The organism is Rhodococcoides fascians A44A (assembly GCF_000760735.1).
GTDB classification, from domain to species: domain Bacteria; phylum Actinomycetota; class Actinomycetes; order Mycobacteriales; family Mycobacteriaceae; genus Rhodococcoides; species Rhodococcoides fascians_E.
In genome coordinates this window covers 58,928-83,136 of sequence record NZ_JMEX01000004.1, presented here as the reverse complement: position 1 = coordinate 83,136, position 24,209 = coordinate 58,928, and the positions used below count along the sequence as shown (strand labels likewise).

Sequence of the window (24,209 nt, the reverse complement as noted above, 5' to 3'; positions counted from 1 at the left end):
CGAAGACCACCGCGCACCACACCTTCTGTCGGGCACCTGGGAGGATGGACGCATGCATGGCGAGACCACCACCCTGCCCGGCGTCCACTCCGATCCGGATGCGGAATCGACAACCAGTCGCGAGGTCTTTCGGGCGCTCGCAGCCGAGCACCGAGTGGTGCCGGTGGTGCGCAAGGTTCTCGCGGACTCGGAGACCCCACTGTCCGCCTACCGCAAGCTCGGTGGCGACCGGCCGGGCACGTTTCTGTTCGAGTCCGCCGAAAACGGCCGGTCCTGGTCACGGTGGTCGTTCATCGGTGCAGGAACACCTGCAGCGTTGACGACGGCCGACGGTGAGGCGGTGTGGCGCGGCAACGTCCCCGCGGGCGTCCCGACCGGCGGCAACCCGCTGGACGTTCTGGGAAGGACGCTCGAACTACTGCGCTCGGAACGGCTTCCCGATCTGCCGCCGTTGACGGGCGGCATGGTCGGCTACATGGGGTACGACGCTGTTCGGCGTATCGAGAAGCTGCCGGAGCACGCTCAGGACGACCTGCAGGTGCCGGAGATGGTGATGCTGCTGGCAACCGATCTCGCGGCCGTCGATCACCACGAAGGCGCGATCACTCTCATCGCCAACGCGGTGAACTGGGACGGCACGGACGATCGTGTCGACGAGGCGTACGACGACGCAGTTCGCAGACTGGACCGAATGTGCGCGGATCTCGCGGCGCCCGCACCCTCGACCGTGTCGACGGTGAGCCGACCCAAGCCGGACTACCGCCGTCAGCGCACGTCCGAAGGATTCGGACGGGACGTCGACAGGCTCGTGAAGGAAATCGAGGCGGGCGAAGCCTTCCAGGTGGTGCTGTCGCAGCGATTCGAAATGGACACCGACGCCACGCCGCTCGACGTGTATCGCATGCTTCGAGCGTCGAATCCCAGCCCGTACATGTACCTGCTGCACGTGCCGGGCGAGGACGGCGAGACCGCGTTCTCGATCGTCGGATCCAGCCCCGAAGCTCTCGTGACCGTCGTCGACGGTGTCGCCACGACTCACCCGATCGCCGGTACGAGGTGGCGAGGCGAGTCCGAGGAGGAGGACATCCTCCTCGAGAAGGACCTCCTGGCGGACGAGAAGGAGAACGCCGAGCACCTGATGCTGGTCGATCTCGGTCGCAACGACTTGGGGCGCGTGTGCACGCCGGGCACCGTGCGGGTGCACGACTATCGCCACATCGAGCGATACAGCCACGTCATGCATTTGGTGTCCGTCGTCTCGGGACATCTGGCCGAAGACAAGCAGGCACTCGATGCAGTCAAGGCGTGCTTCCCGGCAGGAACGCTGTCCGGTGCGCCGAAGGTGCGCGCGATGGAGTTGATCGACGAACTCGAACCGACGCGGCGTGGTGTGTACGGCGGGATCGTCGGATACCTGGACTTTTCCGGTGACGCCGACACTGCGATCGCGATTCGCACGGCTCTGATGAAAGACGGCACGGCCTATGTACAGGCCGGAGCGGGTGTGGTCGCCGACTCGGTCGCAGAGTACGAGGACACCGAGGCACGGAACAAGGCGATGGCGGTTCTGGGCGCCGTTGCCGCGGCCGAATCCCTCCGAGCCGTCGGCAACGATGCGGCGGGAGGGAACGAGAAGTGACCGCAGCTCCGGCGTCGGGCACCGGGCGACCGGCGAAATCGAGAGCTGCGGCGATCCCCGTCGTCGCGATGCTCGTCGGGGCGCTCTGTCTGTGGGGGAGTTCGCGGATGACGTGGGTTCACGTGATCTCGTCCGACGGGCTCGGCGAGGACCGCGCGACGGATCTCCTCGGAAGCACGTGGGCAGCGGCATCGACTCCGTTGGCGCTGGCGTTGGTGGCGGCGGTTGCCGCGTCGTTCGCGGTGCGGGGGTGGGCTTCTCGCGTTCTCGCGGTTCTCGTGGGGCTCGTGGCGGTCGGGGCAGGGATTCCTGCAGTACAGGCTCTGGTCTCGGACGTGTCGGAGGCGAGGGCTGCGGATCTGGCCGAGCTTCCCGGGCGCGCGGACGTGGTCGGCGCGGAGGCGTTCACGTTGCCCGCGGTCGTCGCACTGGTGGGCGCACTGTGCGCGGCGCTCGCCGCCGTCATGCTGCTTAGGAAACCGACCGCACGGAAGGTACTGTCTTCGAAGTACGACGCACCCGCTGCGCGTCGTGAGGAAGTGGCACGGCGAGCATCAGCGGCAGCATCGTCGGCCACGGACCGGGCCACTTCGAACGACGAGGGGGAAGACTTGACGGAACGAATGCTGTGGGACGCACTCGACGCCGGTGAGGACCCCACCGACCCGTCGGGCACCCGGAGAAAAGAAGACTGAAGCTGCCGACTACGCTAGGACAGGCCTGAAATGAGTTTTCTCACATCAGGTCATCGATGGGAAAGGACTCGGGTCACCATGACTGTTCTCGATTCGATTCTGGACGGTGTGCGAGCCGATGTCGCTGCCCGGGAGTCGGTTGTCGACTTCGCGACCGTGAAGGCGGCAGCGGCAAAAGCACCCGCACCGCTGAACGCGACGGCAGCGCTGCACGAGGACGGAATCGGTGTCATCGCCGAGGTCAAGCGGGCAAGTCCGTCGAAGGGCGCGCTCGCCGAGATCGGTGATCCCGCCACACTCGCCCAGGCGTACGAGCAGGGCGGTGCACGCATCATCAGTGTGCTCACGGAGGAACGCCGGTTCCACGGCTCGCTCGCAGACTTGGACGCCGTACGCAAGGCCGTGAGTATTCCGGTGTTGCGCAAGGACTTCATCGTCGGTCCGTACCAGATTCACGAGGCGCGGGCGCACGGCGCCGACGTGATTCTGCTGATCGTCGCGGCGCTGGAGCAGGACGCGCTCGTGTCGTTGCTCGATCGCACGGAGTCGCTCGGAATGACCGCGCTCGTCGAGGTTCACACCGAAGCCGAGGCCGACAGGGCGCTCGAAGCGGGTGCCCGGGTGATCGGAATCAACGCCCGCAACCTGAAGACGCTGGAAATCGATCGTGACAGCTTCGGTCGCATCGCCCCCGGGCTGCCCAGCGAGGTCATCCGCGTTGCCGAGTCCGGTGTACGCGGAACCGCAGATCTCCTGGCCTACGCAGGTGCAGGAGCGGACGCCGTACTGGTCGGAGAAGGTTTGGTCACCAGCGGTGATCCACGCACGGCCGTGTCGGATCTCGTCACTGCGGGCACACACCCGTCCTGCCCTCGCCCCGCTCGCTGACAGGCAAGTCCACCGTCCGATCGATCCTGCCCCGATGGTCGCCGCCGGCGGCCGCTGGGGCAGACTGTTCGGGTGAGCAGCGCGCAGACGAACCCCGGTTTCAAGGGCGGCGATCTTCCTCAGAGCAGTCTGGGGTTGACCGACCGTAGCCAACACGATCCCGACGTAGGTGGGCACTTCGGCGTCTACGGTGGCCGGTTCGTGCCCGAGGCGCTCATGGGCGTCATCGAAGAGGTCACCGCCGAGTACGACAAGGTTCGCTCGGACAACGAGTTCCTCGGCGAGCTCGATCGACTCCAGCGTGATTACACCGGACGGCCGTCCCCTGTGTTCGAGGCGACCCGTCTGTCCGAGCACGCAGGCGGTGCGCGCATTCTCCTCAAGCGAGAAGACCTCAACCACACCGGATCTCACAAGATCAACAATGTGCTCGGTCAGGTTCTTCTGGCCAAGCGTATGGGTAAGACGCGGGTCATCGCGGAAACCGGTGCGGGACAACACGGTGTCGCCACAGCAACCGCGTGCGCTCTGCTCGGTCTCGACTGCGTCGTGTACATGGGTGAGGTCGACACCGAGCGTCAGGCTCTGAACGTCGCCCGCATGCGGTTGCTCGGATCCTCGGTTGTCGCGGTGAAATCCGGTTCGCGAACCCTGAAGGATGCGATCAACGAGGCGCTGCGGGATTGGGTTGCCCACGCGGACAACACGTACTACTGCTTCGGCACCGTCGCCGGGCCGCATCCCTTCCCGGCTATGGTGCGCGATTTCCAGCGCATCATCGGACTCGAAGCGCGGCAGCAGGTTCAAGCGTCCACCGGGCGGTTGCCCGACGCCATCGCCGCCTGCGTCGGTGGCGGATCGAACGCCATCGGAATCTTCCATGCCTTCATCGACGATCCGTCGGTGCGTCTGATCGGATTCGAAGCAGCGGGCGATGGCGTGGAGACAGGCAGGCACGCCGCGACGATCAGTGGTGGTTCGCCCGGTACGTTGCACGGCACCTACTCGTACTTGCTGCAGGACGAGGACGGGCAGACCATCGAATCGCACTCCATCTCGGCCGGGCTGGACTATCCGGGTGTCGGTCCGGAGCACTCGTACCTCAACGACATCGGCCGTGCCGAGTACCGCGGCATCACCGACACCGAGGCGATGAACGCGTTCCGGCTGCTGAGTCGTACCGAAGGAATCATCCCTGCCATCGAGTCCGCACACGCGGTGGCCGGAGCGTTGAAGCTGGGCAAGGAACTCGGTGAGGGTGCCATCGTCCTGGTCAACCTATCCGGTCGCGGCGACAAGGACGTCGACACCGCGGCGGAGTGGTTCGGCCTGGTCGACGGTGACGGTGATGCAGAAGTAGACGGCGAGAAGGGCGAGAAAGCATGACCGAACGACGTTCGAGGCTCGCGGACACGTTCGCACAGTGCCGCTCGGAGAATCGCGCTGCTCTCGTCGGGTATCTGCCTGCAGGATTCCCGACGGTGCCCGAGTCGATCGAGGTGTTCCAGACCATGGTCTCGGCCGGTTGCGACATCGTCGAGGTCGGGATTCCGTATTCGGATCCGGTCATGGACGGACCGACGATCCAGGCCGCGGCCGACACCGCCCTGCGAGCGGGTGCACGGGTTCGCGACGTGTTCACCGTCGTGGAAAAGGTTTCCGCGGCGGGTGGCAAGGCCGTGGTGATGACGTACTGGAACTTGGTCATGCGCTACGGGATCGACGCGTTCGCTCGTGATCTCGCGGCCGCAGGAGGGCTCGGCATCATCACGCCCGATCTCATCCCCGACGAGGCAGGGGAGTGGATCGAAGCGTCGGACAGACATGACCTCGACCGCATCTTCCTCGTCGCGCCGTCGTCGACGGAGGAGCGTATCGCCAGCACGGTCGCGGCGAGCCGCGGGTTCGTCTACGCCGCGTCGACGATGGGTGTCACCGGCGCCCGCGATGCCGTGTCCTCGGCGGCGCCCGAACTGACGGCCCGTATTCGTCGCCACTCGGACATTCCGGTGGGCGTCGGCCTCGGTGTCCGGTCGGGTGCGCAAGCTGCCGAGATCGCGCAGTTCGCCGACGCGGTCATCGTCGGATCAGCGCTCGTCAGTGCCGTGGACCGCGGCCTGGATGCGGTCGCCGAGCTCACGTCGGAACTCGCCGAAGGCGTCCGATCCGCTAACGTGGCGTCGTGATGTCCGGCAGCTCCGCGTCGTCCGCAGTACTCGCGTACATTCCCAGTCCTCCTCAGGGAGTCTGGTACGTCGGGCCTCTGGCTCTGCGTGCGTACGCACTGTTCATCATCGTCGGGATCGTCGTTGCCATCGTGTGGGGCGATCGCCGGTGGGTTGCTCGTGGAGGCACGAAGGGCACGGTTCTCGACGTCGCCGTGTGGGCGGTCCCGTTCGGTCTGCTGGGCGGGCGGCTCTATCACGTGGCGACCGACTGGAGCACGTACTTCGGTCCAGGTGGCGATCCCGTGCGGGCACTCAAGGTGTGGGAGGGCGGCCTCGGAATCTGGGGCGCGGTGCTTCTCGGTGGTGTCGGCGCCTGGATCGCGTGCAGGCGACGAGGAATTCCGTTGCCCGCGTTCGGCGACGCCGTGGGTCCTCCGATTCTGCTGGCTCAGGCCATCGGCCGCATCGGTAACTATTTCAACCAGGAACTGTACGGCCGTGACACGACGGTGCCGTGGGGACTCGAGATCTACGAGCGCGTGAACGACTCGGGCCGCATCGATCAACTCACCGGAGTGTCGACGGGCGTCGTGGAGAAGATCGTTCATCCGACGTTCCTGTACGAACTGCTGTGGAGTCTCGCCGTCGTGGCGCTGTTGGTCGTCGTGGACCGCAGGTTCTCGATCGGCCACGGTCGTCTGTTCGCACTCTATGTTGCGGGGTACTGCGCAGGTCGGTTCTGGGTCGAGCTCATGCGCGACGACTACGCCACCCACATCGCAGGCATCCGCATCAACAGCTTCACGTCGGCCATCGTGTTCGTGCTTGCCGTGCTGTACTTCGTCCTCGCCACCAAGGGCCGCGAGGACCCGGCATCGCTCCGGTCCGACGACGACAGGTTCGACGACGACCGGTTCGCGGCCGGCGACAGGTCCGAAGGCGAGGACAGGTCCGGGGACGAACCATCCGACGGCGACGATGCCGCCGAGGTTCCGTCCGGCGACAACGCGGCGCCGGGGACCGATGCGCAGTCCACCTCGAACAAGGAGTGACCGGTGAGCGAGTCCGACAAGAATCAGGAATCCGGTTCCGGTAGCGCATCCGACGGCACCGAGTCGCGGCCCGAGTTCGCCTCGTCGTTCGACTACGACGCAACCGCCGAGGCGTCGCTGTCCGAGCCGCCTGCCACCTCGGAGGCAGGCCCGGTGACGGGAGCCGTCGGCTCCGGTTCCGGGTCCGGCCCAGGCTGGGACGTCCACTCCGGGGTCGGGAACGGTCCGGGTTGGGGTGAAAGTCCCAGCTACCCGCCGCCCAGCACTCCGGACACCACACCGCAGCCGACGGTCGATCTGGGCAAGCGCGCGTCCGCGGCCGGTGATCCGACGGCCGCTCACGCCCCTGATTCTCAGGGTTACCCGCCTTACCAAGCGGATTCACCGACGACTGCATTCGGCGCACCGGGCGGCCCCGTGTACGGCCCGCCGGATCCGAACTATCCGCAACCGGGCCCGTACGACGGACAGGGTTACGGTCCGCAGCAGGGTTATGGCGGATCCCAGGGTTACGGTCCCCAGCAGGGTTTCGGTGCTCCGCAGGGTTTCGGTGCTCCACAGGGTTTCGGTCCACAGGGTTACGGTCCGCAACCGGGCTACGGTGCACCGGATGGCTACGGTCCGCCGCCCGGGTATCCCGTGCCACCCGCGTATGCCGTGGGACCGTACGGTGTGGATCCCGTCGCTCCCTACGGCCGTCATCCGGTGACGGGCGAGCCGTTGTCCGACAAGTCGAAGGTGACCGGCGGGGTGCTCGGAATACTCCTCGGTCCGTTCGGTGCCGGACGGTTCTACCTGAATCAGCCAGGGATGGCCGTTGCACAGATTGCGGTGACGTGGTTGACGTGCGGTATCGGCGGAATCTGGCCGTTGATCGACGGGATCATGATGCTCACCGGGAACGTGCGCGATCAGAACGGACGCCCGCTGCGGGACTGAATCCGCCGGCATCGTTCGCTGGTGGCTGCCTGCCGGTGGAGGTAAGCCGGCCTGGTGGTTTCGGTGTTTGTCAAGAGCTACGGTAAGCTCCAGTCATTCGGTGCTGAGACGGCCGAATTCCTTCGCGGGCCAGAGTTGTCCCGGTAGACCCGTTCAGTGAAACAAGAGCTCCCACGAGCCTAGAATCGTGTCGGAGCTGATCGCTAGCGGAGTTGCCGAGGAGAACGAGACGGCGCCGTGATGTTTCGAGTGCCGTTCGCTCTGCGGTGCCTCCCTGGCCGAGAGGGAGGTGGCGGATTTGCTGTTCTCACAGTTGCCGGCGGAGCAGGGGCTGTACGACCCGTCTCGCGAAAAGGATTCCTGCGGCGTCGCGATGATCGCGGACATCGCGGGTCGCCGCTCTCACAGCATCGTCGCCGACGGCGTTCTCGCCCTGGAGAATCTGGAGCATCGGGGTGCTGCGGGCGCCGAGCCGAACAGTGGTGACGGCGCAGGCATTCTGATTCAGCTTCCGGTCGAACTGTTGGCCTCCCTCGCCGACTTCCCGTTGCCCGACGCCGCCGCCGACGGCGCGAACACGTTTGCCGCCGGTATGTGCTTTCTGCCGCAAGGAGTACGTGAGCGGGCTGCCGCCGTGGCTCGGGTCGAAGCGATTGCCGCCGAGGAGGGTCTGTCGGTTCTCGGGTGGAGCGAGGTCGAGGTCGATCCGGACAAGGCCGATATCGGTGTGACGGCACTGGGCTGTATGCCGCACATGACGTATCTGTTCGTGACGGCTCCCGAGGTGAACGGCGTCAGGCCGTCGGGCGTTGAACTGGATCGTCTGGTCTACGGCTTGAGGAAGCGGGCCGAGCGGGTGACACCGGAGATCGAAGCTGCCGGCACCGGGCTGTTCTTCCCGTCGCTGTCCTCGCGGACGATGGTCTACAAGGGCATGCTGACGACGATGCAGTTGCCGCTGTTCTTCCCGGATCTTCGTGACCCGTTGTGCATGAGCGCAATTGCCATTGTGCACAGTCGATTCTCCACCAACACGTTTCCGTCGTGGCCGCTGGCGCACCCGCATCGGTACGTCGCGCACAACGGTGAGATCAACACCGTCAAGGGCAACCGAAACCGTATGCGCGCCCGCGAGGCGATGCTGGCGTCGAGTCTCATTCCCGGTGATCTGGAGCGTCTGTACCCGATCTGCAATCCGGACGGTTCGGATTCGGTGTCTCTCGACGAGGTCCTCGAACTTCTGCATCTCGGCGGGCGCAGTGTGCCGCACGTGGTCATGATGATGGTCCCCGAGCCGTGGGAGAACCACAGCACCATGGATCCGGCGGTGCGGGCGTTCTATCAGTTCCATGCGTCGGTCATGGAGGCGTGGGACGGGCCCGCCTGCGTCACGTTCACCGATGGTGCGTACGTCGGGGCCGTGCTGGACCGGAACGGTCTTCGTCCGGGCAGGTGGTGGCAGACCGAGGACGGTCGGGTCATTCTCGCCAGCGAGGCCGGTGTGCTGGACGTGCCGCAGTCCGAGGTGGTGGCCAAGGGACGGCTCGAGCCCGGCAAGATGTTCCTGATCGACACGGAGGCAGGCCGTCTCGTTCCCGACGAGGAGATCAAACTGCAGCTCGCGTCCGAGCACCCCTATCAGGAATGGCTGCATGCAGGCCTGCTCGAGATCAAGAGCCTGCCCGATCGTGCGCACATCCAGTACAACCACGACTCGGTGGTTCGTCGGCAGGTTGCGTTCGGGTACACCGAGGAAGACCTGCGCGTCGTGCTGACGCCGATGGCCGCGTCGGGCGGTGAGCCGTTGGGATCGATGGGAACCGACACGCCACCCGCTGTGCTCTCGCAGCGGTCGAAGCAGCTGTACGACTACTTCATCGAACTGTTCGCCCAGGTCACCAACCCGCCGCTCGATTCCATTCGCGAGGAGATCGTCACGTCGCTGACGCGAGTGATGGGCCCGGAGCAGAACTTGCTCGAACCGTCCGCTGCGTCGTGCCGTCAGATCGTTCTGCCGTGGCCGGTGTTGGACAACGACGAACTGAACAAGATCATTCACATCAACTTCGACGGCGATCACCCTGGCTTGTCGGCCACTGTGCTGCGGGCACTGTACGAGGTCGAGCGCGGCGGCGAGGGGCTCGCCGAAGCCCTCGAGGATCTGCGTCGTCGTGCCAGTGATGCGATCGCCGCCGGATACCGAACGCTCATCATCTCCGATCGGGACTCCGACCACACGTACGCGCCGATTCCGTCGCTGTTGGCCACGGCTGCAGTCCACCATCACCTGGTGCGCACCAAGGAACGCACCAAGGTCGCTCTCGTCGTCGAGTCCGGTGACGCACGCGAGGTCCACCACCTCGCCCTGCTGATCGGTTTCGGTGCAGCGGCGGTCAATCCGTATCTGGCGATGGAGTCCATCGAGGATCTCGTCGCTGAGGGTGAACTCACCGGTGTCGAGTCCACGGTCGCGGTCCGCAACTACCTGTACGGACTGGGCAAGGGCGTGCTCAAGGTGATGTCGAAGATGGGCATCTCCACGGTCGGCTCCTACACCGGTGCGCAGGTCTTCGAGGCCGTCGGTCTCGACAAGGAGGTCGTCCGCGAGTACTTCAAGGGGACGGTCAGCACCCTCGGCGGTGTCGGCTTGGACGTTCTCGCCGAGGAAGTCAAGCTGCGGCATCGTCGCGCCTACCCGGAGAACCCCACCGACCGGGTCCACCGTCGTCTCGACATCGGTGGTGAATATCAGTTCCGTCGCGAGGGCGAGCTGCATCTGTTCACTCCGGAAACCGTCTTCCTGCTTCAGCACGCGACCCGCACCGGGCGTTACGACGTGTTCCAGAAGTACAGCAGCGAGGTGGACCGGCTGGCGCGGGAAGGTGGTGCGCTCCGCGGTTTGTTCGAGTTCAAGGAAGGCCTGCGCGCCCCTGTTGCGCTGGACGAGGTCGAGTCGGCCGAGTCGATCGTCACCAGGTTCAACACCGGTGCGATGAGCTACGGGTCGATCTCTGCCGAAGCGCACGAGACCATGGCCGTCGCCATGAACAACCTCGGCGGTCGCTCCAATTCCGGTGAGGGCGGCGAGGACACGGATCGGTTGTACGACAAGTCTCGTCGCAGCGCGGTCAAGCAGGTGGCGAGCGGCCGCTTCGGGGTCACGAGCGACTATCTGGTCAATGCCAGCGACATTCAGATCAAGATGGCGCAGGGCGCGAAACCTGGTGAGGGTGGTCAACTGCCCGGTTACAAGGTGTATCCGTGGGTCGCCAAGACCCGTCACTCGACGCCGGGTGTCGGTCTCATCTCGCCGCCCCCGCATCACGACATCTACTCCATCGAGGACCTGGCGCAGCTGATCCACGATCTCAAGAACGCCAACGAGAATGCACGCGTCCACGTCAAACTCGTCAGCTCGGTCGGAGTGGGCACCGTGGCAACGGGTGTGAGCAAAGCGCACGCCGACGTCGTCCTGATCTCGGGTTACGACGGCGGCACGGGTGCGGCGCCGTTGACGTCGCTCAAGCACGCGGGCGCTCCGTGGGAGATCGGTCTCGCCGACGCTCAGCAGACTCTGGTACTCAACGGACTCCGCGACCGAATCACGGTGCAGTGCGACGGTGGGCTCCGCACCGGCAGGGACGTCATCGTGGCGGCGCTGCTCGGTGCCGAGGAGTTCGGATTCTCGACGGCTCCGCTCATCGTGTCGGGATGCATCATGATGCGTGTGTGTCATCTCGACACGTGCCCGGTGGGCGTGGCGACCCAGAACCCGGAACTACGCAAACGGTTCACCGGAAAGCCCGAGTTCCTGGAGGACTTCTTCCGGTTCGTGGCCGAGGACGTGCGCAAGTATCTGGCGCAGCTCGGTTTCCGCAGCATCGACGAAGCCGTCGGGCACGCAGATGCTCTGGAGACGGCCGCCGGTGTGGCGCACTGGAAGAGCAAGGGCTTGGACCTGACGCCGATCTTCGCCATGCCGAAGGATCAGCACGGCGCACCGATGACGCAGCGTCGACGCCTCCGCGGTCAGGACCACGGACTCGATCTCGCGCTCGACCGAACCCTGATCCAGTTGGCCGAGGGTGCACTCGAGGATGCGCATCCCGTGAAACTGGAACTGCCGGTGCGCAACGTCAACCGAACCGTCGGCACTCTGTTGGGTGCGGAGGTCACGCGCCGGTACGGCGGTGCGGGGCTTCCCGACGACACGGTGCGCGTCGAACTGACAGGGTCTGCAGGTCAGTCGCTCGGTGCATTCCTCCCCACCGGGATCACCCTCGATCTGATCGGTGACGCCAACGACTATGTCGGAAAGGGGCTTTCGGGCGGCCGCGTCGTCGTCCGGCCGTCATCCGACGCCACCTTCGTCGCGGAGGACAACGTCATCGCCGGCAACACCATTCTCTACGGCGCCACTGCGGGTGAGGTCTTCCTGCGCGGACGGGTGGGGGAGCGGTTCGCGGTCAGGAATTCCGGCGCGACCGCGGTCAACGAAGGCGTCGGCGACCACGCGTTCGAGTACATGACAGGTGGCCGTGTCGTTGTCCTCGGACCGACCGGACGCAACATGGCCGCCGGTATGTCCGGAGGTATCGCCTTCGTCCTCGGGCTGGACGAGAGCAACGTCAACATGGCCATGGTGTCTCTGCAGACGCCCGATCCCGACGATCTCGCATGGCTGCGGGACACCGTCGAGAACCACCGGAAGTGGACGGGATCCGCGGTGGCGTCGTCGCTGCTCGCGGATTGGCCGCGCCGTTCCGCTCTGTTCACCAAGATCATGCCCGTCGACTATCAGCGTGTGCTGGAGGCGACCTCGATGGCGCGCGCCGAGGGGCGCGACGTCGACTCAGCAATCATGGAGGCTGCACGTGGCTGACCCACGAGGATTTCTGAACATCGTCAAGCAGGAAGCAGCGAAGCGGCCGATCGGTGAGCGGGTCAAGGACTGGAAAGAGGTCTACTCGCACCAGCCTGCCGACGAGCGAGCAGCCGAGGTCTCCGATCAGGCACGCCGGTGCATGGATTGTGGAATTCCGTTCTGCCACTCCGGAACTGCGGGCTGCCCCCTCGGCAACCTGATTCCGGAGTGGAACGACCTGGTGCGTCGAGACCGCTGGGACGCTGCGAGCGATCGCCTGCACGCGACGAACAACTTCCCGGAGTTCACCGGCCGTGTGTGTCCTGCACCCTGCGAAGCTGCGTGCGTGCTCTCGATCTCGGAGAGCGAGACCGGTGGAAGCGTGACGATCAAGCGCGTCGAGCAGACCATCGCGGACCTTGCGTGGGACGAAGGCAGCGTCGTACCGCAGCCGCCGACGATCAGCACGGGTAAGACCGTCGCGGTGGTCGGCTCCGGCCCAGCCGGACTCGCCGCCGCGCAGCAGCTGACCCGCGCGGGTCACGACGTCACTGTGTACGAACGGGACGACAGGCTCGGAGGTCTGCTTCGGTACGGCATCCCCGAGTTCAAATTGGAGAAGTCGGTTCTGGATCAGCGCCTCATGCAGATGCGTGCGGAGGGCACCCATTTCGTCACCGACTGCGAGGTCGGAATCGACTTCACCGTCGAGCAGTTGCGGGCGAAGTTCGACGCTGTGGTTCTTGCTGTCGGTGCGTTGCGGGCGCGGGACAACACCGAGGTCGAGGGTCGTGGTCTGAGCGGTATCCACCTCGCCATGGAGCATTTGGTGCCGTCGAACAAGGAGTGCGAGGGCGACGGCCCCACGTCCATCTCGGCCAAGGACAAGCACGTCGTCATCATCGGCGGCGGAGACACCGGAGCCGACTGTCTCGGCACGGCGCACCGTCAGGGCGCCGCGTCGGTGACGCAGCTGGATTACAACCAGGCGCTTCCGGATGCTCGGGACGACTCCAAGTCGCCGTGGCCGTCGTGGCCCCTCGTTCTGCGCACCTCACCGGCCCACGCCGAGGGCGGTGTCGTGCGGCATCAGGTTGCCGTCCAACGTTTTCTGGGCGACGAGAACGGCCGCGTTCGAGCGATGGTCCTCGCCGAGGTCGAGGTGCAGCGCGACGCAGACGGCCGACGGATCATCACCCCCATCGGTGAGGAAGTCGAGCTTCCCTGCGATCTCGCGCTCTTCGCGATCGGATTCGACGGCGTCGAGCACAGTCCTCTTCTCGACGACTACGGCCTGTCGCTCACTCGTCGCGGTTCGCTTTCCTGTGGGCCCGACTGGCAGACCACCGCTCCCGGCGTGTTCGTCTGCGGCGATGCTCACCGCGGCGCGTCCTTGGTGGTCTGGGCCATTGCAGAGGGACGGTCGGCGGCGCATGGCGTCGACGCGTTCCTGACCGGTCGCTCCGACCTTCCGTCGCCCGTTCATCCGACGGCTCTGCCTCTCGCAGTGGTGTGATCAGCACCGTTGTGAAGTCGTAGTCTGTACCGATCCAGGTCTGTTCACCTGTGGCAACTCACTACTACCGGCCAGTAGTGTTGCGTCGGGTACCTCTGCCGTAGAGAAGGTGAGGGGCACCGACTACGCTCGTGGTCGTGAGCCGACGTACGAAGATCGTTTGCACCCTTGGACCTGCAACCGCCAGCGCTGAGCGAATCCGCGAACTCGTCGAGAGTGGAATGGATGTCGCTCGACTGAATTTCAGCCATGGTGATCACCCCGATCATCAGGCCAACTACGAGTGGGTCCGTGCGGCCTCGAATGCCACCGGCAAAGCCGTCGGCATCCTTGCCGACCTACAGGGACCCAAGATCCGTCTCGGACGGTTCACGGAAGGCAAGACCACCTGGGCCGCCGGTGAATTGGTACGCATCACTGTCGACGAATGCGACGGCACGCACGATCGCGTGTCGACCACGTACAAGGAATTGGCGCAGGACGCGAAGGAAGGTGACAGGCTCCTCGTCGACGACGGCAAGGTCGGCTTGGTCGTCACCGGAGTCGAAGGCAACGACGTGCTGTGCCGCGTCACCGAAGGCGGACCGGTCAGCAACAACAAGGGTGTGTCCCTGCCCGGCATGGACGTGTCCGTTCCGGCGTTGTCCGAGAAGGACATTGCCGATCTCGAGTTCGCTTTGTCGCTCGGAGTCGACTTCATCGCACTGTCGTTCGTTCGTTCCCCCGCGGACGTCGAGCTCGTGCACGCGGTGATGGATCGCGTCGGTCGCCGAGTGCCGGTCATCGCGAAGCTCGAGAAGCCCGAAGCCGTGGACAACCTCGAAGCCATCGTGCTCGCGTTCGACGCGGTCATGGTCGCCCGCGGCGACCTCGGCGTCGAGCTCCCTCTCGAGCAGGTTCCCCTGGTGCAGAAGCGCGCGATTCAGATCGCCCGCGCCAACGCCAAGCCCGTCATCGTCGCCACCCAGATGCTCGAGTCGATGATCGAGAACTCCCGTCCTACCAGGGCCGAGGCGTCCGACGTCGCGAACGCCGTGCTCGACGGCACCGACGCGGTCATGTTGTCCGGTGAGACCTCCGTCGGCAAGTACGTGATGGAGACCGTCCGCACCATGGCCCGCATCGTCGAAACGGTCGAGAGCGAGGGCGATCCCGTTCCTCCTCTGACTCACGTTCCGCGTACCAAGCGAGGCGTCATCTCCTACGCTGCGCGGGACATCGGCGAACGTCTCGACGCCAAGGCGCTCGTCGCGTTCACTCAGTCCGGAGACACCGTTCGACGGTTGGCGCGCCTGCACACGTCGCTTCCACTGCTGGCGTTCACCTCGATTCCCGAGGTGCGCTCGCAGTTGGCGCTGAGCTGGGGAACCGAGACGTTCCTGGTCCCTGAGGTCGCGACCACCGACGCGATGGTTCTCGAAGTGGACAAGGCACTCCTGGAGCTCGGCCGCTACAACAGGGGCGATCAGGTCGTGATCGTCGCCGGAGCACCTCCCGGCACAGTAGGCTCGACCAACTTGATCCACGTGCATCGAATTGGGGAAGAGGACCGGTAAGTGACCGACGCGGGGGGAACCGGCGCAGCTACTGCGCCCAGCAGTGATCGTGATGTGACGACCGACCTGGACACACTCCTCGAGCTGCTTCAGCTCGAGGAGTTCGGCGAGGACAAATTTCGGGGAGTGCATCCTCGCCAGGTCGGGAGTCGCACGTTCGGTGGTCAGCTGGTGGCGCAAGCGCTCATCGCGGCGGGCCGAACGGTCACGGGAACGACCCGCGACGTACACGCGATCAACGCGCACTTCATCCGCGGCGGTGATGTGAAGAAGCCGATCGAGTATCACGTCGATCGACACCGCGACGGTCGAGCATTCGCGAACAGGCAGGTCACGGCCTATCAGGACGGCAACGAGATCTTCGTGATGCTCGCCGCGTTCCAGGATTTCGGCACCGGGCTCGAGCACAGTGTCGAACTGCCCGATGTTCCGTACCCGGACGCATTGCCGCCGCTCGGCGACCACTTCGTCGGGTACGAGGACAGGCTGCAGATGTTCGTCGATGCCCTCAAACCGATCGACATGCGCTACGCGAACGATCCGGCGTGGATTCTGCAGGGGACCGGGGAGAAACTCAACCACAACCGCGTGTGGATGAAAGCCGACGGCGACCTTCCCGACGACCCGATCTTCCACGCCGCCACGATGGGATACGCGTCGGACACGACGGTGCTCGACTCGATCATCACCACTCACGGTCTGTCCTGGGGGTTCGACCGTATTGTCGCGGCGACGGTGAACCATTCCATCTGGTTCCATCGACCGTTCCGGTTCGACGACTGGGCGCTGTACGCGACGGAGTCTCCCGTCGCGGCGGGGTCCAGAGGCCTGGCCACGGGTAGGTTCTTCTCGATGGACGGCTTGCTTCTCGCGACCGTGGTGCAGGAAGGTCTGATCAGGCACTTCCCACGGAAGGCCTGACTCGGGGGCTCGACGCTCAGGCCAGGGCAGGTGCGATCGTCGTGGTCCAGGCTTCGCGTAGCTGGTCTTCGAAGAGCGGCCAGGTGTGGGCGCCCCGCTCACGCATGGAAATCGTTGCCGGAACTCCAGTTCGGTGCAGAGCGTCGACGAACAGTGACGTGCAGTAGTTGACGAGCGCTTCGACGACGATTCCGCCGACGGGTGGGAAAGCGCCGACAGGGATACGGTCCACCGGCCCCGGTTGCCCCTCCGATGCGCTGACGTACACCGATGTGCCGCGCAGTCTTTCGACGTTCACGGCCGGGTCGTGTTCGCGCCACGCAGGGTTGCCGGGCAATCCCCACATGTTGAACGGATTGTTCAGGCCACCCGCGATCATCGTCGAGATTCCCGCCATCGCAAACGGATTCGAGGGTGCAGGGCAGCCGCTGAACGACGCCGCGGCATCGAACACGTCCGGTGCCTGAATGGCAAGATCGAGCGCGGGGCCTCCGCTCATGGACAGGCCGGCGATGCCGTTCTTCCCGGTCGAGCCGAAGTGGCCGTCGATCGCCTGGGGCAGTTCGCGGGTGAGATACGTCTGCCACTTGTAGTTTCCGAGCACCGGGTCGGGGTTCTGCCAGTCGGTGTAGAAGCTGAACCTCCCACCGACCGGCATGACGACGGTGACGTTCTTGTCGGCGAAGAACTCCGCTACCGAAGAGTTTCCGAGCCATCCCACGCCGTCCTCGTTCCCGAGTGCACCGTTCAGGAGATACAGGGTGGGAAGAGTGCCGCCGTGGGAAGGCCGCAGGACGTCGTTCGAGATCACCTTGTCCATGGACGGCGAGTACACGTCGACTACCGAGTGAGTTGCGGACACGGCGCGCACATCGACCACACGGGCGGCTTCGGCGGGACCGGCGTACGCGGGACCGGCGATCGCGAGGACACTCGCAGCGAGCGCGATCACGACGACGGAACGCAACATCAGTAACTTCTGCCACATCCGCATCAATCGATGGTGGCATGGATCGGCGTGACCTCTGCTAACGATCCAGCGTCGAAACGACAAAGTTCACCCGTGTCGTCCGTGACATTTCGCGGATTCGCAATATTCTCCGATTCATGCCGGGAACAGACACGTTTCGACGACACGACGGGCGATGGGTCACGTGTGCAGTTGTCGCCGCAGCCGTCGCGCTCGTCGCACACGCGTGGACGTTGGGATTCGCCGGCTTGTACGGACTGTTCGGAAACGGGGTCGACGCCATCGTGTACCGGCACGGCGGCGGGACGTTGCTGACCGGTGAGGGCCTGTATTCGTTCTCGCTGTTCGACACAGCGCTCCCGTTCACCTACCCGCCGTTCGCTGCTGTGGTGTTCGTTGCGCTTGCCGTGCTACCGATCTCGGCCACGACGGCGGTCGTGGGCATCGTCAACATCCTGCTTCTCTATCTCGCGGTGCTGTCGAGTTGGCGGATTCTCGGATATCGCGGAGTGCCCACTCATGTCGTCTCCCTGGGGTCGGCGATTGCGTTCACCTGGCTCGAACCAGTTCGAATGACGCTGTGGCTCGGGCAGATCAACCTTCTACTGCTGATCCTCGTGCTGTGGGACCTCGGCCGTCCCGACGGCAGTCGCCTACGAGGAATCGGCGTCGGCCTCGCCGCGGGGTTGAAACTGACGCCGGCATTCTTCGTCGTGTACGCGCTTGCCGTCAAACAGTTCCGGACTGCGGCGGTGGCCGTCGCGACGTTCGTCGCCACCGTCCTCGCGGGATCGATTCTGTTGTTCGACGACGCACGCACCTTCTGGACCAGCGCGATCTTCCAGTCCGATCGGATCGGGTGGCTTCCGTCGCCGGCGAATCAGTCGGTGCACGGTGTGCTCGCTCGACTCTGGTCCGACGGGTCCCCGCCGATGGTGCTGTGGCTCGGCTGTGTTCTCGTCGTCGGCGCGATCGGACTGTGGTGCGCGGTGGCGGCCGAGCGACGAGGCGCTCGATTGTTGTCGTTGACGATCTGCGGCCTGACAACACCCATGGTGTCCCCGTTCTCGTGGGGGCATCACTGGGTGTGGTGCGTGCCGTTGGTCGTGGTGGTACTGGACTGGGCCGCGAGATCCGCTCGGTCCTGGAGCTGGGCGGTGCCGGCCCTCGTCGTGGCCCCGTTCGTCGCCTGGTACTGGACGGCGCCCAGCGGCACTGCCGTCATCGGCACATTCATGCTCGGCGTCCCGTCATGGGCGTGGATTCCGGTTACGTCGGTCTACCCGATCGTGTTCGTCGTCGTTCTCCTGGTGGCCCTCGTCTCGACCGTAGGACCCAGATATCGCCGGCCGAGGCTGCGCGATCGTTCGCCACGCGTCGAGCTTTCGGTCGAAGGACAGAGCGGCGTGAGCGGGACTGGTCGACGGAAGCCGACGTACAGCGACATCGCGTACGGACGGGGCGACGTGACGAACGAAACTCGTCTCCGCCTTGGCTCCGTTGAAGACGATGCGCCGGATGGAAGGAAATTCGCCGAGCAGGGAGTCGAAGTCGTTCGTCACGACAGTCGAATCGACGATCGCGGAGTCGAGGCTCCCGCGCCGCGTGCATAGCTTCACCACATCCCACACCGCGATTCCACGCGCGAGCAGAATCGCTGTTCGCTCGTCGTAGGACTTCTCCGAGCCCGCACCGAACAACGCACCCATGATCGGCCAGAACGCGTTACGAGGATGCGCGTAGTACTGCGCCGCTCTCAGTGACGCCACTCCGGGCATGGAGCCGAGGATCAACGTGTGCGACGAACGGTCGACTATCGGCGGAAAGCTGTGCACCGTGGTCATCCCACCAGCATGTCAGGCCCAATCGCGTGCGGGCACCGGCGTCGTCGACGACAATGGAGCCATGTTGGATCCACGAGTACTCGACAATCATGAACTCGACGCAGAACTCGCTGTGCTCAAGCGCGGCCGCGACCAATCGATGGACGAGGGTGCGCAAGGCGCCGAGCTCGCCGAGGCGGATGCTCTGATCGAGAAGTTCGAAGCCGAGATCCGTCATCGTCACGAGCAACCGCAAGCAGATTAGATCCGCGCCGCCGCGGTCAACACAGCACACGCCAGAGTGGCCGCCGCAGTCCTGGCATGGTTCCACCGCGTCCAGCGGGTGAGGTAGTCCGCCCACACCGAAGCACCGTGGCTGCTGGACGGGTCGACCGAGGCCAGAGATACGTTGAGCGGCACGTTGATTGCGACCGTCACCGCTACGCACCCGACCACGTACACCACGGCGCCGGCAACGACGAGCGTCCCCGAATCTCCGCCCGACGCAAGGCTCGTGACGGCCGCGGCCACTGCAGCAGCAGCGGCGCCGAGGAAGACCGTCAGGAACACAGGTGAGACGATCACGTTGTTGATCTGCTGCATCGTGGCAGCGGCGTCGGCGGCGGGTCGCGTTCTCAGCGCGGGCATGACGCCGACCGAGAACGCCAGCAGCACCCCCGCTGTCAGCCCGCACCCGACGGCAGAGGTCGTGGTGGCGATGGATGCAACCTTCTCGAGCACGACGGTGTCCCTTCTGTCGGTTCGTCCAGCATGCCTCCGAGTGGCTGGACGATCCATGCTCGTTCGTCGCTACTTCATGCTCGTTCGTCCACGACGTCGTACGATCGGTCGATGCGCGGCCACGATCCATGGAGAACATCCGACCCGCTCGGCGAAGCCCTGCATTTCGTCCGAATGACCGGTGCGTTCTACTGTCGGTCCGAGCTGGCCGAGCCCTGGGGACTCGCGATGCCCCCCATGGAGGACTGCCTGTGGTTTCACGTCGTGGTCGCCGGACGAGGCCTCCTCGATGTCGACGGCGCCGAGCCTCGGTGGCTCGCCCCGGGCGAATTCGCGCTGGTGCCGGACGGTTCCGGACATGTCCTGTCCAGCGACGCCTCCCTCGCCGACTCCGCGCCCCTCGTGCACGAGTTGCACCACGACTACATCAGCGATCGATACGCCGTCGTCCGCCACGGAGGCACCGGATCCCCGACGACCATGATCTGTGGAGCCGTGCGGCTCGATCACCCGTCGGTCGGAAAGCTGCTCGACTGCCTGCCGTCGCTGATCGTCGTCGAGTCGGCACCGACACCGCAGCTGTCGTGGATGCACAGCACACTCGGCCTCGTCGCCGACGAGTCCCAGCGAGTCCGACCCGGCGGGGAAGCCGTCATCACGCGGTTGTCGGACATCCTCGTCATCCAGGCGCTGCGGTGGTGGATCGAGAACGATCCCGCGGCCGGATCCGGTTGGCTCGGTGCACTGCAGGATCGAGGGATCGGCCCAGCGCTGGCGGTGATTCACCGCTCGCCGGACAAGCCGTGGACCGTGGCGACCCTCGCCGCCGAAGTCTCGATGTCGAGGTCGGCCTTCTCCGCACGCTTCACCACACTCGTCGGTGAAGCTCCCATGCGCTACCTCGCTCGGTGGAGGATGCAGTGCGCTCACGACGCACTGAAATCCGGTGACCGCACTGTCGCCGAACTGGCACGTCGAAGCGGCTACGAGTCCGAAGCAGCCTTCGGGAGAGCATTCAAAAGGCTCGTCGGGCAGTCACCGGGAAGCGTCCGTCGCCGAGAGCTACCGGTGCCCTGACATCAGTCCAGAAGGTGACGCAGATACATCGACGGATCGGCGAGGTACCGACGCCAATGCGCGACGAGTTCCAGTTCCTCCCAACTGGTTCTGCGTAGACCGTGGTCACCGACTTCGACGATGTCGGCTCCGGGCACCGACGCCAACACAGGCGAATGCGTCGCGCAGACGACCTGGGCCCCGGCGTCGGCGAGTTCGGACATCAACGCCACCAGTCGAAGGCAGGCCGTGAAGGACAGTGCCGACTCCGGTTCGTCCAGCACGTAGAAGCCCGGGTCCTGGAACATTGCGCGAAACACCGCGAGAAATCCCTCACCATGGCTCAATTCGGTGGTGTCCTCGTCCCAGTAACCCGGCACGCCCGAGTAACGCTCGGTCAGTTCGACAGCCGTCTCGGCACGGAGAAAGAAGCCTTTCTTCTGCAACCGCGGTCCGCGAAGCATCCGTGCGCCTCGCGGCGTCGTCTCGAGTTCGATGACGTCACCCAGCGGGGTCCGAACGGTGTCCGTGCGCGGCAGTCTCGACGCCCGGCCGCCACGCGAATCGAGATCGAAACCCTCCGCGACAGCCTCGACGATGGTCGACTTACCCGAGCCGTTGTCACCGACGAGCATCGTCACGGGCGCATGGAACTCGAGTCCGTCTCCGACGAGGTCCGCCACGGCAGGAACGGTGAAGGGCCAGTCGTCGACGTGATCGACCGGATCGACGAATGCGCGCTCTACGAACATGAATTCAGGCGGTCACCGGTCGATCGACGTATCCGGTCACATGGGTGCTGTCGGCACTGCACTGGAAGTACACCCACTTCGGTTCCGACCGGTCCGCAGCATCTCCGAACCGGTGATTGACACGCTGAGCGCACAAAGTGCCGGCGCCGGTGTCGTGGCATCGGAGATTGCTGGGTATGTACATCGCTTCACTGTATGCCTAGCGGCTTCACCGTGTGACCAGCGGTGCGGGTCGGTGTACCAGTGACGCTGGGGGGTGGTGCCCTCGGTGAGACTCGAACTCACACTGGACGGGTTTTGAATCCGTTTCCTCTGCCAATTGGGATACGAGGGCTGGCGTCTTCGTGCGGTTCACTACTTTAGAAGATGCGCTTCAGGCCCCGTACACCGGTACCCTCGAAGGGTTCGTGGAACCAGGTGAGGTCTGCGGCACAGTGCCGGGCATGCGAGGATTTCTGCTGGTCGATGACGTGTCTAAGGAGACTGGTAAACGATGAATGCTCCTGCCCAGCAAGAGAGCGCAAAGCCCGCTCTACGGGTCGTGGTCGCCGAGGACGAATCGCTCATCCGCCTCGATCTGGTGGAGATGCTGCGTGAAGAGGGCTACGAGGTGGTCGGTGAGGCGGCCGACGGTCAGCAGGCCGTCGACCTCGCCGTGGAACTTCGCCCCGATCTGGTGATCATGGACGTCAAGATGCCACGACGGGACGGAATCGACGCAGCGTCGGAAATCGCCGAGAAGCGTATAGCTCCCGTCGTCATCCTGACGGCGTTCAGTCAGCGTGAACTCGTGGAGAAGGCGCGGGACGCGGGAGCGATGGCGTATCTGGTCAAACCGTTCTCCAAAGCCGACCTGATGCCTGCCGTGGAACTCGCGGCAAGTCGGTACACGGAGATCTCGTCGCTCGAGAGCGAAATCGCGGATCTCCAGGAACGGCTGGAGACGCGCAAGCTCATCGAGCGGGCGAAGGGCAAGCTGATGGAATCCCAGTCGCTCACGGAGCCACAGGCGTTCAAGTGGATTCAGCGCGCCGCGATGGATCGACGGACGACGATGAAGGCCGTCGCCGACGTCATCATCGAGACGCTCGACGCCCCGCCCGAGGCCTGATTCCGGGCCCGCACGCTACGGCGATGTAAATCTTCGGCTCCTCAGGTCACAGTCAGGTCACGAGCCGTCTTCTCGCCCATCGCGAACCGATGGGGACAGCTAGCGTCTGATCCACACACGCGGCGCATGACTCACGTGCGCTTCGTTTTTGGATCGACCAAGGAGACCCTAGATGGCAAAACGGACCTATGTCCGCACGGCTGCGGTGCTGGGTGCTGCTTCACTGGCACTGTTCGGCTGTTCCTCGAGCGACGATTCCAGCTCGGGAGACAGTTCCAGCTCTGCCAGCGGTGGAAGTTCGGCGGCAGAAGAGACAACGGTGTCGACCGACTGCACGCCGGATCAGGCAACGGCAGGGGCGACCCCCGTCACGACCCCGCTGGTCGTCGGTACGCTGCTTCCCGAAACCGGCAGCCTCGCATTCCTCGGCCCGCCGGAGGTCGCGGGTGTGCGCCTCGCGGTCGACGAGGTCAACGCTGCGGGCGGCGTTCTCGGACAGCCTGTTCAGCTCATCCCCGGCGACTCGGGTGACACGACGACGGACACCGCGAACACCACGGTCGACCGTCTGCTCGCGGGTGGAGCGGACGTCATCGTCGGTGCGGCATCGTCCTCGGTGTCACTGAAGGTCATCGACAAGATCGCCAGCGCCGGCGTCGTACAGTTCTCCCCGGCCAACACTTCGGACCAGTTCGTCTGCTACGCGGACAAGGGCCAGTACTTCCGTACCGCACCCACCGATGTACTTCAGGCTCAAGCGCTTTCGCAGCTCATCGCGGAGGACGGTGCGCAGCGTGTATCCATCCTGGCGCTCAACGACCCCTACGGCACCGGCCTCGCCGCCAACACCGTGGAGAACCTCGAAGCAGCGGGCATTCCGTCGGATCAGATCCAGTCGATCATCTACGACCCCAACGCACAGTCGTTCAACGCCGAGGTCGACGACGTGAACAACTTCGCGCCCGACGCCGTCGCAATCGTCGGCTTCGAGGAGTCCGCGAAGATCATCACGCGTATGCACGAGGTCGGCATCGGACCGTCGGACGGCACGCTCGTCTACGGAGTCGACGGCAACATGGGCAACGCCCTCGGCGAGTCCGTCGCACCGGGCCTGCTCGACACGATGCGCGGAACCACCCCGCTCACCGACGTCGGCACCGCCTTCCAGGATCGACTCAAGACCGTCGACCCCGCCCTGGTGGACTTCAACTACGCCGGCGAGTCCTACGACGCAGTCATCATCTCGGCCCTCGCAGCAGAGCAAGCAAAATCGACGGCGGGCACGGACATTGCGGCCAACATCAACAGCGTCACCAAGGACGGCGAGAAGTGCACCACCTACGCACAGTGCCTTCCCCTCGTCCAGGCCGGAACCGACATCGACTACGACGGTGTCACCGGTGCGCTGAACTTCAGCGACGCAGGTGAGCCGGCCACAGGTTCCTACGGCAACCTGGTCTTCGGCCCGGACAACACCCTGAAGACGGACGGATACATCGTCGTCGGAGAGTGATCGGT

The 24,209-nt window shown here is 65.0% G+C and carries 19 protein-coding genes, 1 tRNA gene and 1 pseudogene; 16 read left to right on the top strand and 5 right to left on the bottom strand.

Annotation, left to right across the window (positions count from 1 at the left end; translation table 11 throughout):
* Nucleotides 1-52 precede the first annotated feature (52 nt).
* The 11 genes from BH95_RS01355 (at nt 53) to BH95_RS01305 (ending at nt 16,238) form a co-directional block, all read left to right on the top strand.
* Nucleotides 53-1,639: an anthranilate synthase component I gene (locus BH95_RS01355; protein WP_019665859.1), complete on the top strand. Its 1,587-nt coding sequence runs from the start codon at nt 53-55 to the stop codon at nt 1,637-1,639.
* Nucleotides 1,636-2,334 (top strand): TIGR02234 family membrane protein, encoded by a 699-nt coding sequence (locus BH95_RS01350; protein ID WP_037180701.1) that lies wholly within the window; start codon nt 1,636-1,638, stop codon nt 2,332-2,334. Before BH95_RS01355 ends, BH95_RS01350 begins: the two co-directional genes overlap by 4 nt.
* A 78-nt stretch (nt 2,335-2,412) precedes the next feature.
* Nucleotides 2,413-3,222, top strand: a complete 810-nt coding sequence (trpC, locus tag BH95_RS01345) for an indole-3-glycerol phosphate synthase TrpC (RefSeq protein ID WP_019665857.1) — start codon at nt 2,413-2,415, stop codon at nt 3,220-3,222.
* Nucleotides 3,223-3,294: 72 nt separating this feature from the next.
* The gene (gene trpB / locus BH95_RS01340) at nt 3,295-4,608 is read left to right on the top strand and encodes a tryptophan synthase subunit beta (RefSeq protein ID WP_019665856.1); all 1,314 of its coding nucleotides are present in this window, start codon (nt 3,295-3,297) and stop codon (nt 4,606-4,608) included.
* Nucleotides 4,605-5,408 (top strand): tryptophan synthase subunit alpha, encoded by an 804-nt coding sequence (gene trpA / locus BH95_RS01335; protein ID WP_020112017.1) that lies wholly within the window; start codon nt 4,605-4,607, stop codon nt 5,406-5,408. The genes trpB and trpA overlap by 4 nt, the downstream gene beginning before the upstream one ends.
* Complete coding sequence (lgt, locus tag BH95_RS01330; RefSeq protein ID WP_019665854.1) at nt 5,408-6,442, top strand: prolipoprotein diacylglyceryl transferase; 1,035 nt, start codon at nt 5,408-5,410, stop codon at nt 6,440-6,442. The genes trpA and lgt overlap by 1 nt, the downstream gene beginning before the upstream one ends.
* Nucleotides 6,443-6,445: 3 nt before the next feature.
* Nucleotides 6,446-7,381 carry a TM2 domain-containing protein gene (locus tag BH95_RS01325; RefSeq protein ID WP_037180699.1) on the top strand — a complete coding sequence of 312 codons (936 nt, stop codon included), beginning with the start codon at nt 6,446-6,448 and terminating at the stop codon, nt 7,379-7,381.
* Nucleotides 7,382-7,679: 298 nt separating this feature from the next.
* Nucleotides 7,680-12,263: a glutamate synthase large subunit gene (gene gltB, locus BH95_RS01320; RefSeq protein ID WP_037181050.1), complete on the top strand. Its 4,584-nt coding sequence runs from the start codon at nt 7,680-7,682 to the stop codon at nt 12,261-12,263.
* The gene (locus BH95_RS01315) at nt 12,256-13,761 is read left to right on the top strand and encodes a glutamate synthase subunit beta (protein WP_019665851.1); all 1,506 of its coding nucleotides are present in this window, start codon (nt 12,256-12,258) and stop codon (nt 13,759-13,761) included. The genes gltB and BH95_RS01315 overlap by 8 nt, the downstream gene beginning before the upstream one ends.
* A 137-nt stretch (nt 13,762-13,898) precedes the next feature.
* Entirely contained in the window at nt 13,899-15,317 is a 1,419-nt protein-coding gene (pyk, locus tag BH95_RS01310) for a pyruvate kinase (RefSeq protein ID WP_027498862.1), read from the top strand.
* A complete protein-coding gene (locus BH95_RS01305) occupies nt 15,318-16,238 on the top strand; it encodes an acyl-CoA thioesterase (protein ID WP_019665849.1) in 921 nt (306 codons plus the stop codon).
* Between the two features lie 16 nt (nt 16,239-16,254).
* Here BH95_RS01305 and BH95_RS01300 read toward each other — a convergent pair whose 3' ends face one another.
* A complete protein-coding gene (locus BH95_RS01300) occupies nt 16,255-17,226 on the bottom strand; it encodes an alpha/beta hydrolase (protein WP_019665848.1) in 972 nt (323 codons plus the stop codon).
* 119 nt (nt 17,227-17,345) lie between these two features.
* Here BH95_RS01300 and BH95_RS01295 point away from each other — a divergent pair.
* Nucleotides 17,346-18,260 (top strand): annotated as a pseudogene (locus BH95_RS01295) (glycosyltransferase 87 family protein); the annotation flags it as partial.
* 198 nt (nt 18,261-18,458) lie between these two features.
* On the opposite strand, the gene BH95_RS29210 reads toward BH95_RS01295, so the two are convergent.
* A complete protein-coding gene (locus BH95_RS29210) occupies nt 18,459-18,986 on the bottom strand; it encodes a DNA-deoxyinosine glycosylase (RefSeq protein WP_347876814.1) in 528 nt (175 codons plus the stop codon).
* 127 nt (nt 18,987-19,113) lie between these two features.
* Here BH95_RS29210 and BH95_RS28675 point away from each other — a divergent pair, with 127 nt between their 5' ends.
* Nucleotides 19,114-19,296: a hypothetical protein gene (locus tag BH95_RS28675; RefSeq protein WP_019665846.1), complete on the top strand. Its 183-nt coding sequence runs from the start codon at nt 19,114-19,116 to the stop codon at nt 19,294-19,296.
* On the opposite strand, the gene BH95_RS01285 is transcribed toward BH95_RS28675, so the two are convergent.
* Entirely contained in the window at nt 19,293-19,772 is a 480-nt protein-coding gene (locus BH95_RS01285; RefSeq protein WP_052059938.1) for an anthrone oxygenase family protein, read from the bottom strand. The two genes, BH95_RS28675 and BH95_RS01285, sit on opposite strands and share 4 nt — an antisense overlap.
* Before the next feature lie 111 nt (nt 19,773-19,883).
* On the opposite strand from BH95_RS01285, the gene BH95_RS01280 reads away from it, so the two are divergent.
* The gene (locus BH95_RS01280; RefSeq protein ID WP_037181045.1) at nt 19,884-20,849 is read left to right on the top strand and encodes an AraC family transcriptional regulator; all 966 of its coding nucleotides are present in this window, start codon (nt 19,884-19,886) and stop codon (nt 20,847-20,849) included.
* 2 nt (nt 20,850-20,851) lie between these two features.
* Here the strand turns inward: BH95_RS01280 and BH95_RS01275 are convergent, their stop codons facing one another.
* Entirely contained in the window at nt 20,852-21,580 is a 729-nt protein-coding gene (locus BH95_RS01275) for an AAA family ATPase (protein ID WP_033188593.1), read from the bottom strand.
* A 257-nt stretch (nt 21,581-21,837) separates the two neighbouring features.
* Nucleotides 21,838-21,914: transfer RNA gene (locus BH95_RS01265), tRNA-Leu, on the bottom strand.
* Between the two features lie 159 nt (nt 21,915-22,073).
* Here BH95_RS01265 and BH95_RS01260 point away from each other — a divergent pair.
* Together BH95_RS01260 and BH95_RS01255 are read left to right on the top strand one after the other, a co-directional pair.
* Nucleotides 22,074-22,691: an ANTAR domain-containing response regulator gene (locus BH95_RS01260; RefSeq protein ID WP_019665841.1), complete on the top strand. Its 618-nt coding sequence runs from the start codon at nt 22,074-22,076 to the stop codon at nt 22,689-22,691.
* A 172-nt stretch (nt 22,692-22,863) separates the two neighbouring features.
* A complete protein-coding gene (locus tag BH95_RS01255; RefSeq protein WP_020112029.1) occupies nt 22,864-24,204 on the top strand; it encodes an ABC transporter substrate-binding protein in 1,341 nt (446 codons plus the stop codon).
* Nucleotides 24,205-24,209: the final 5 nt, after the last annotated feature.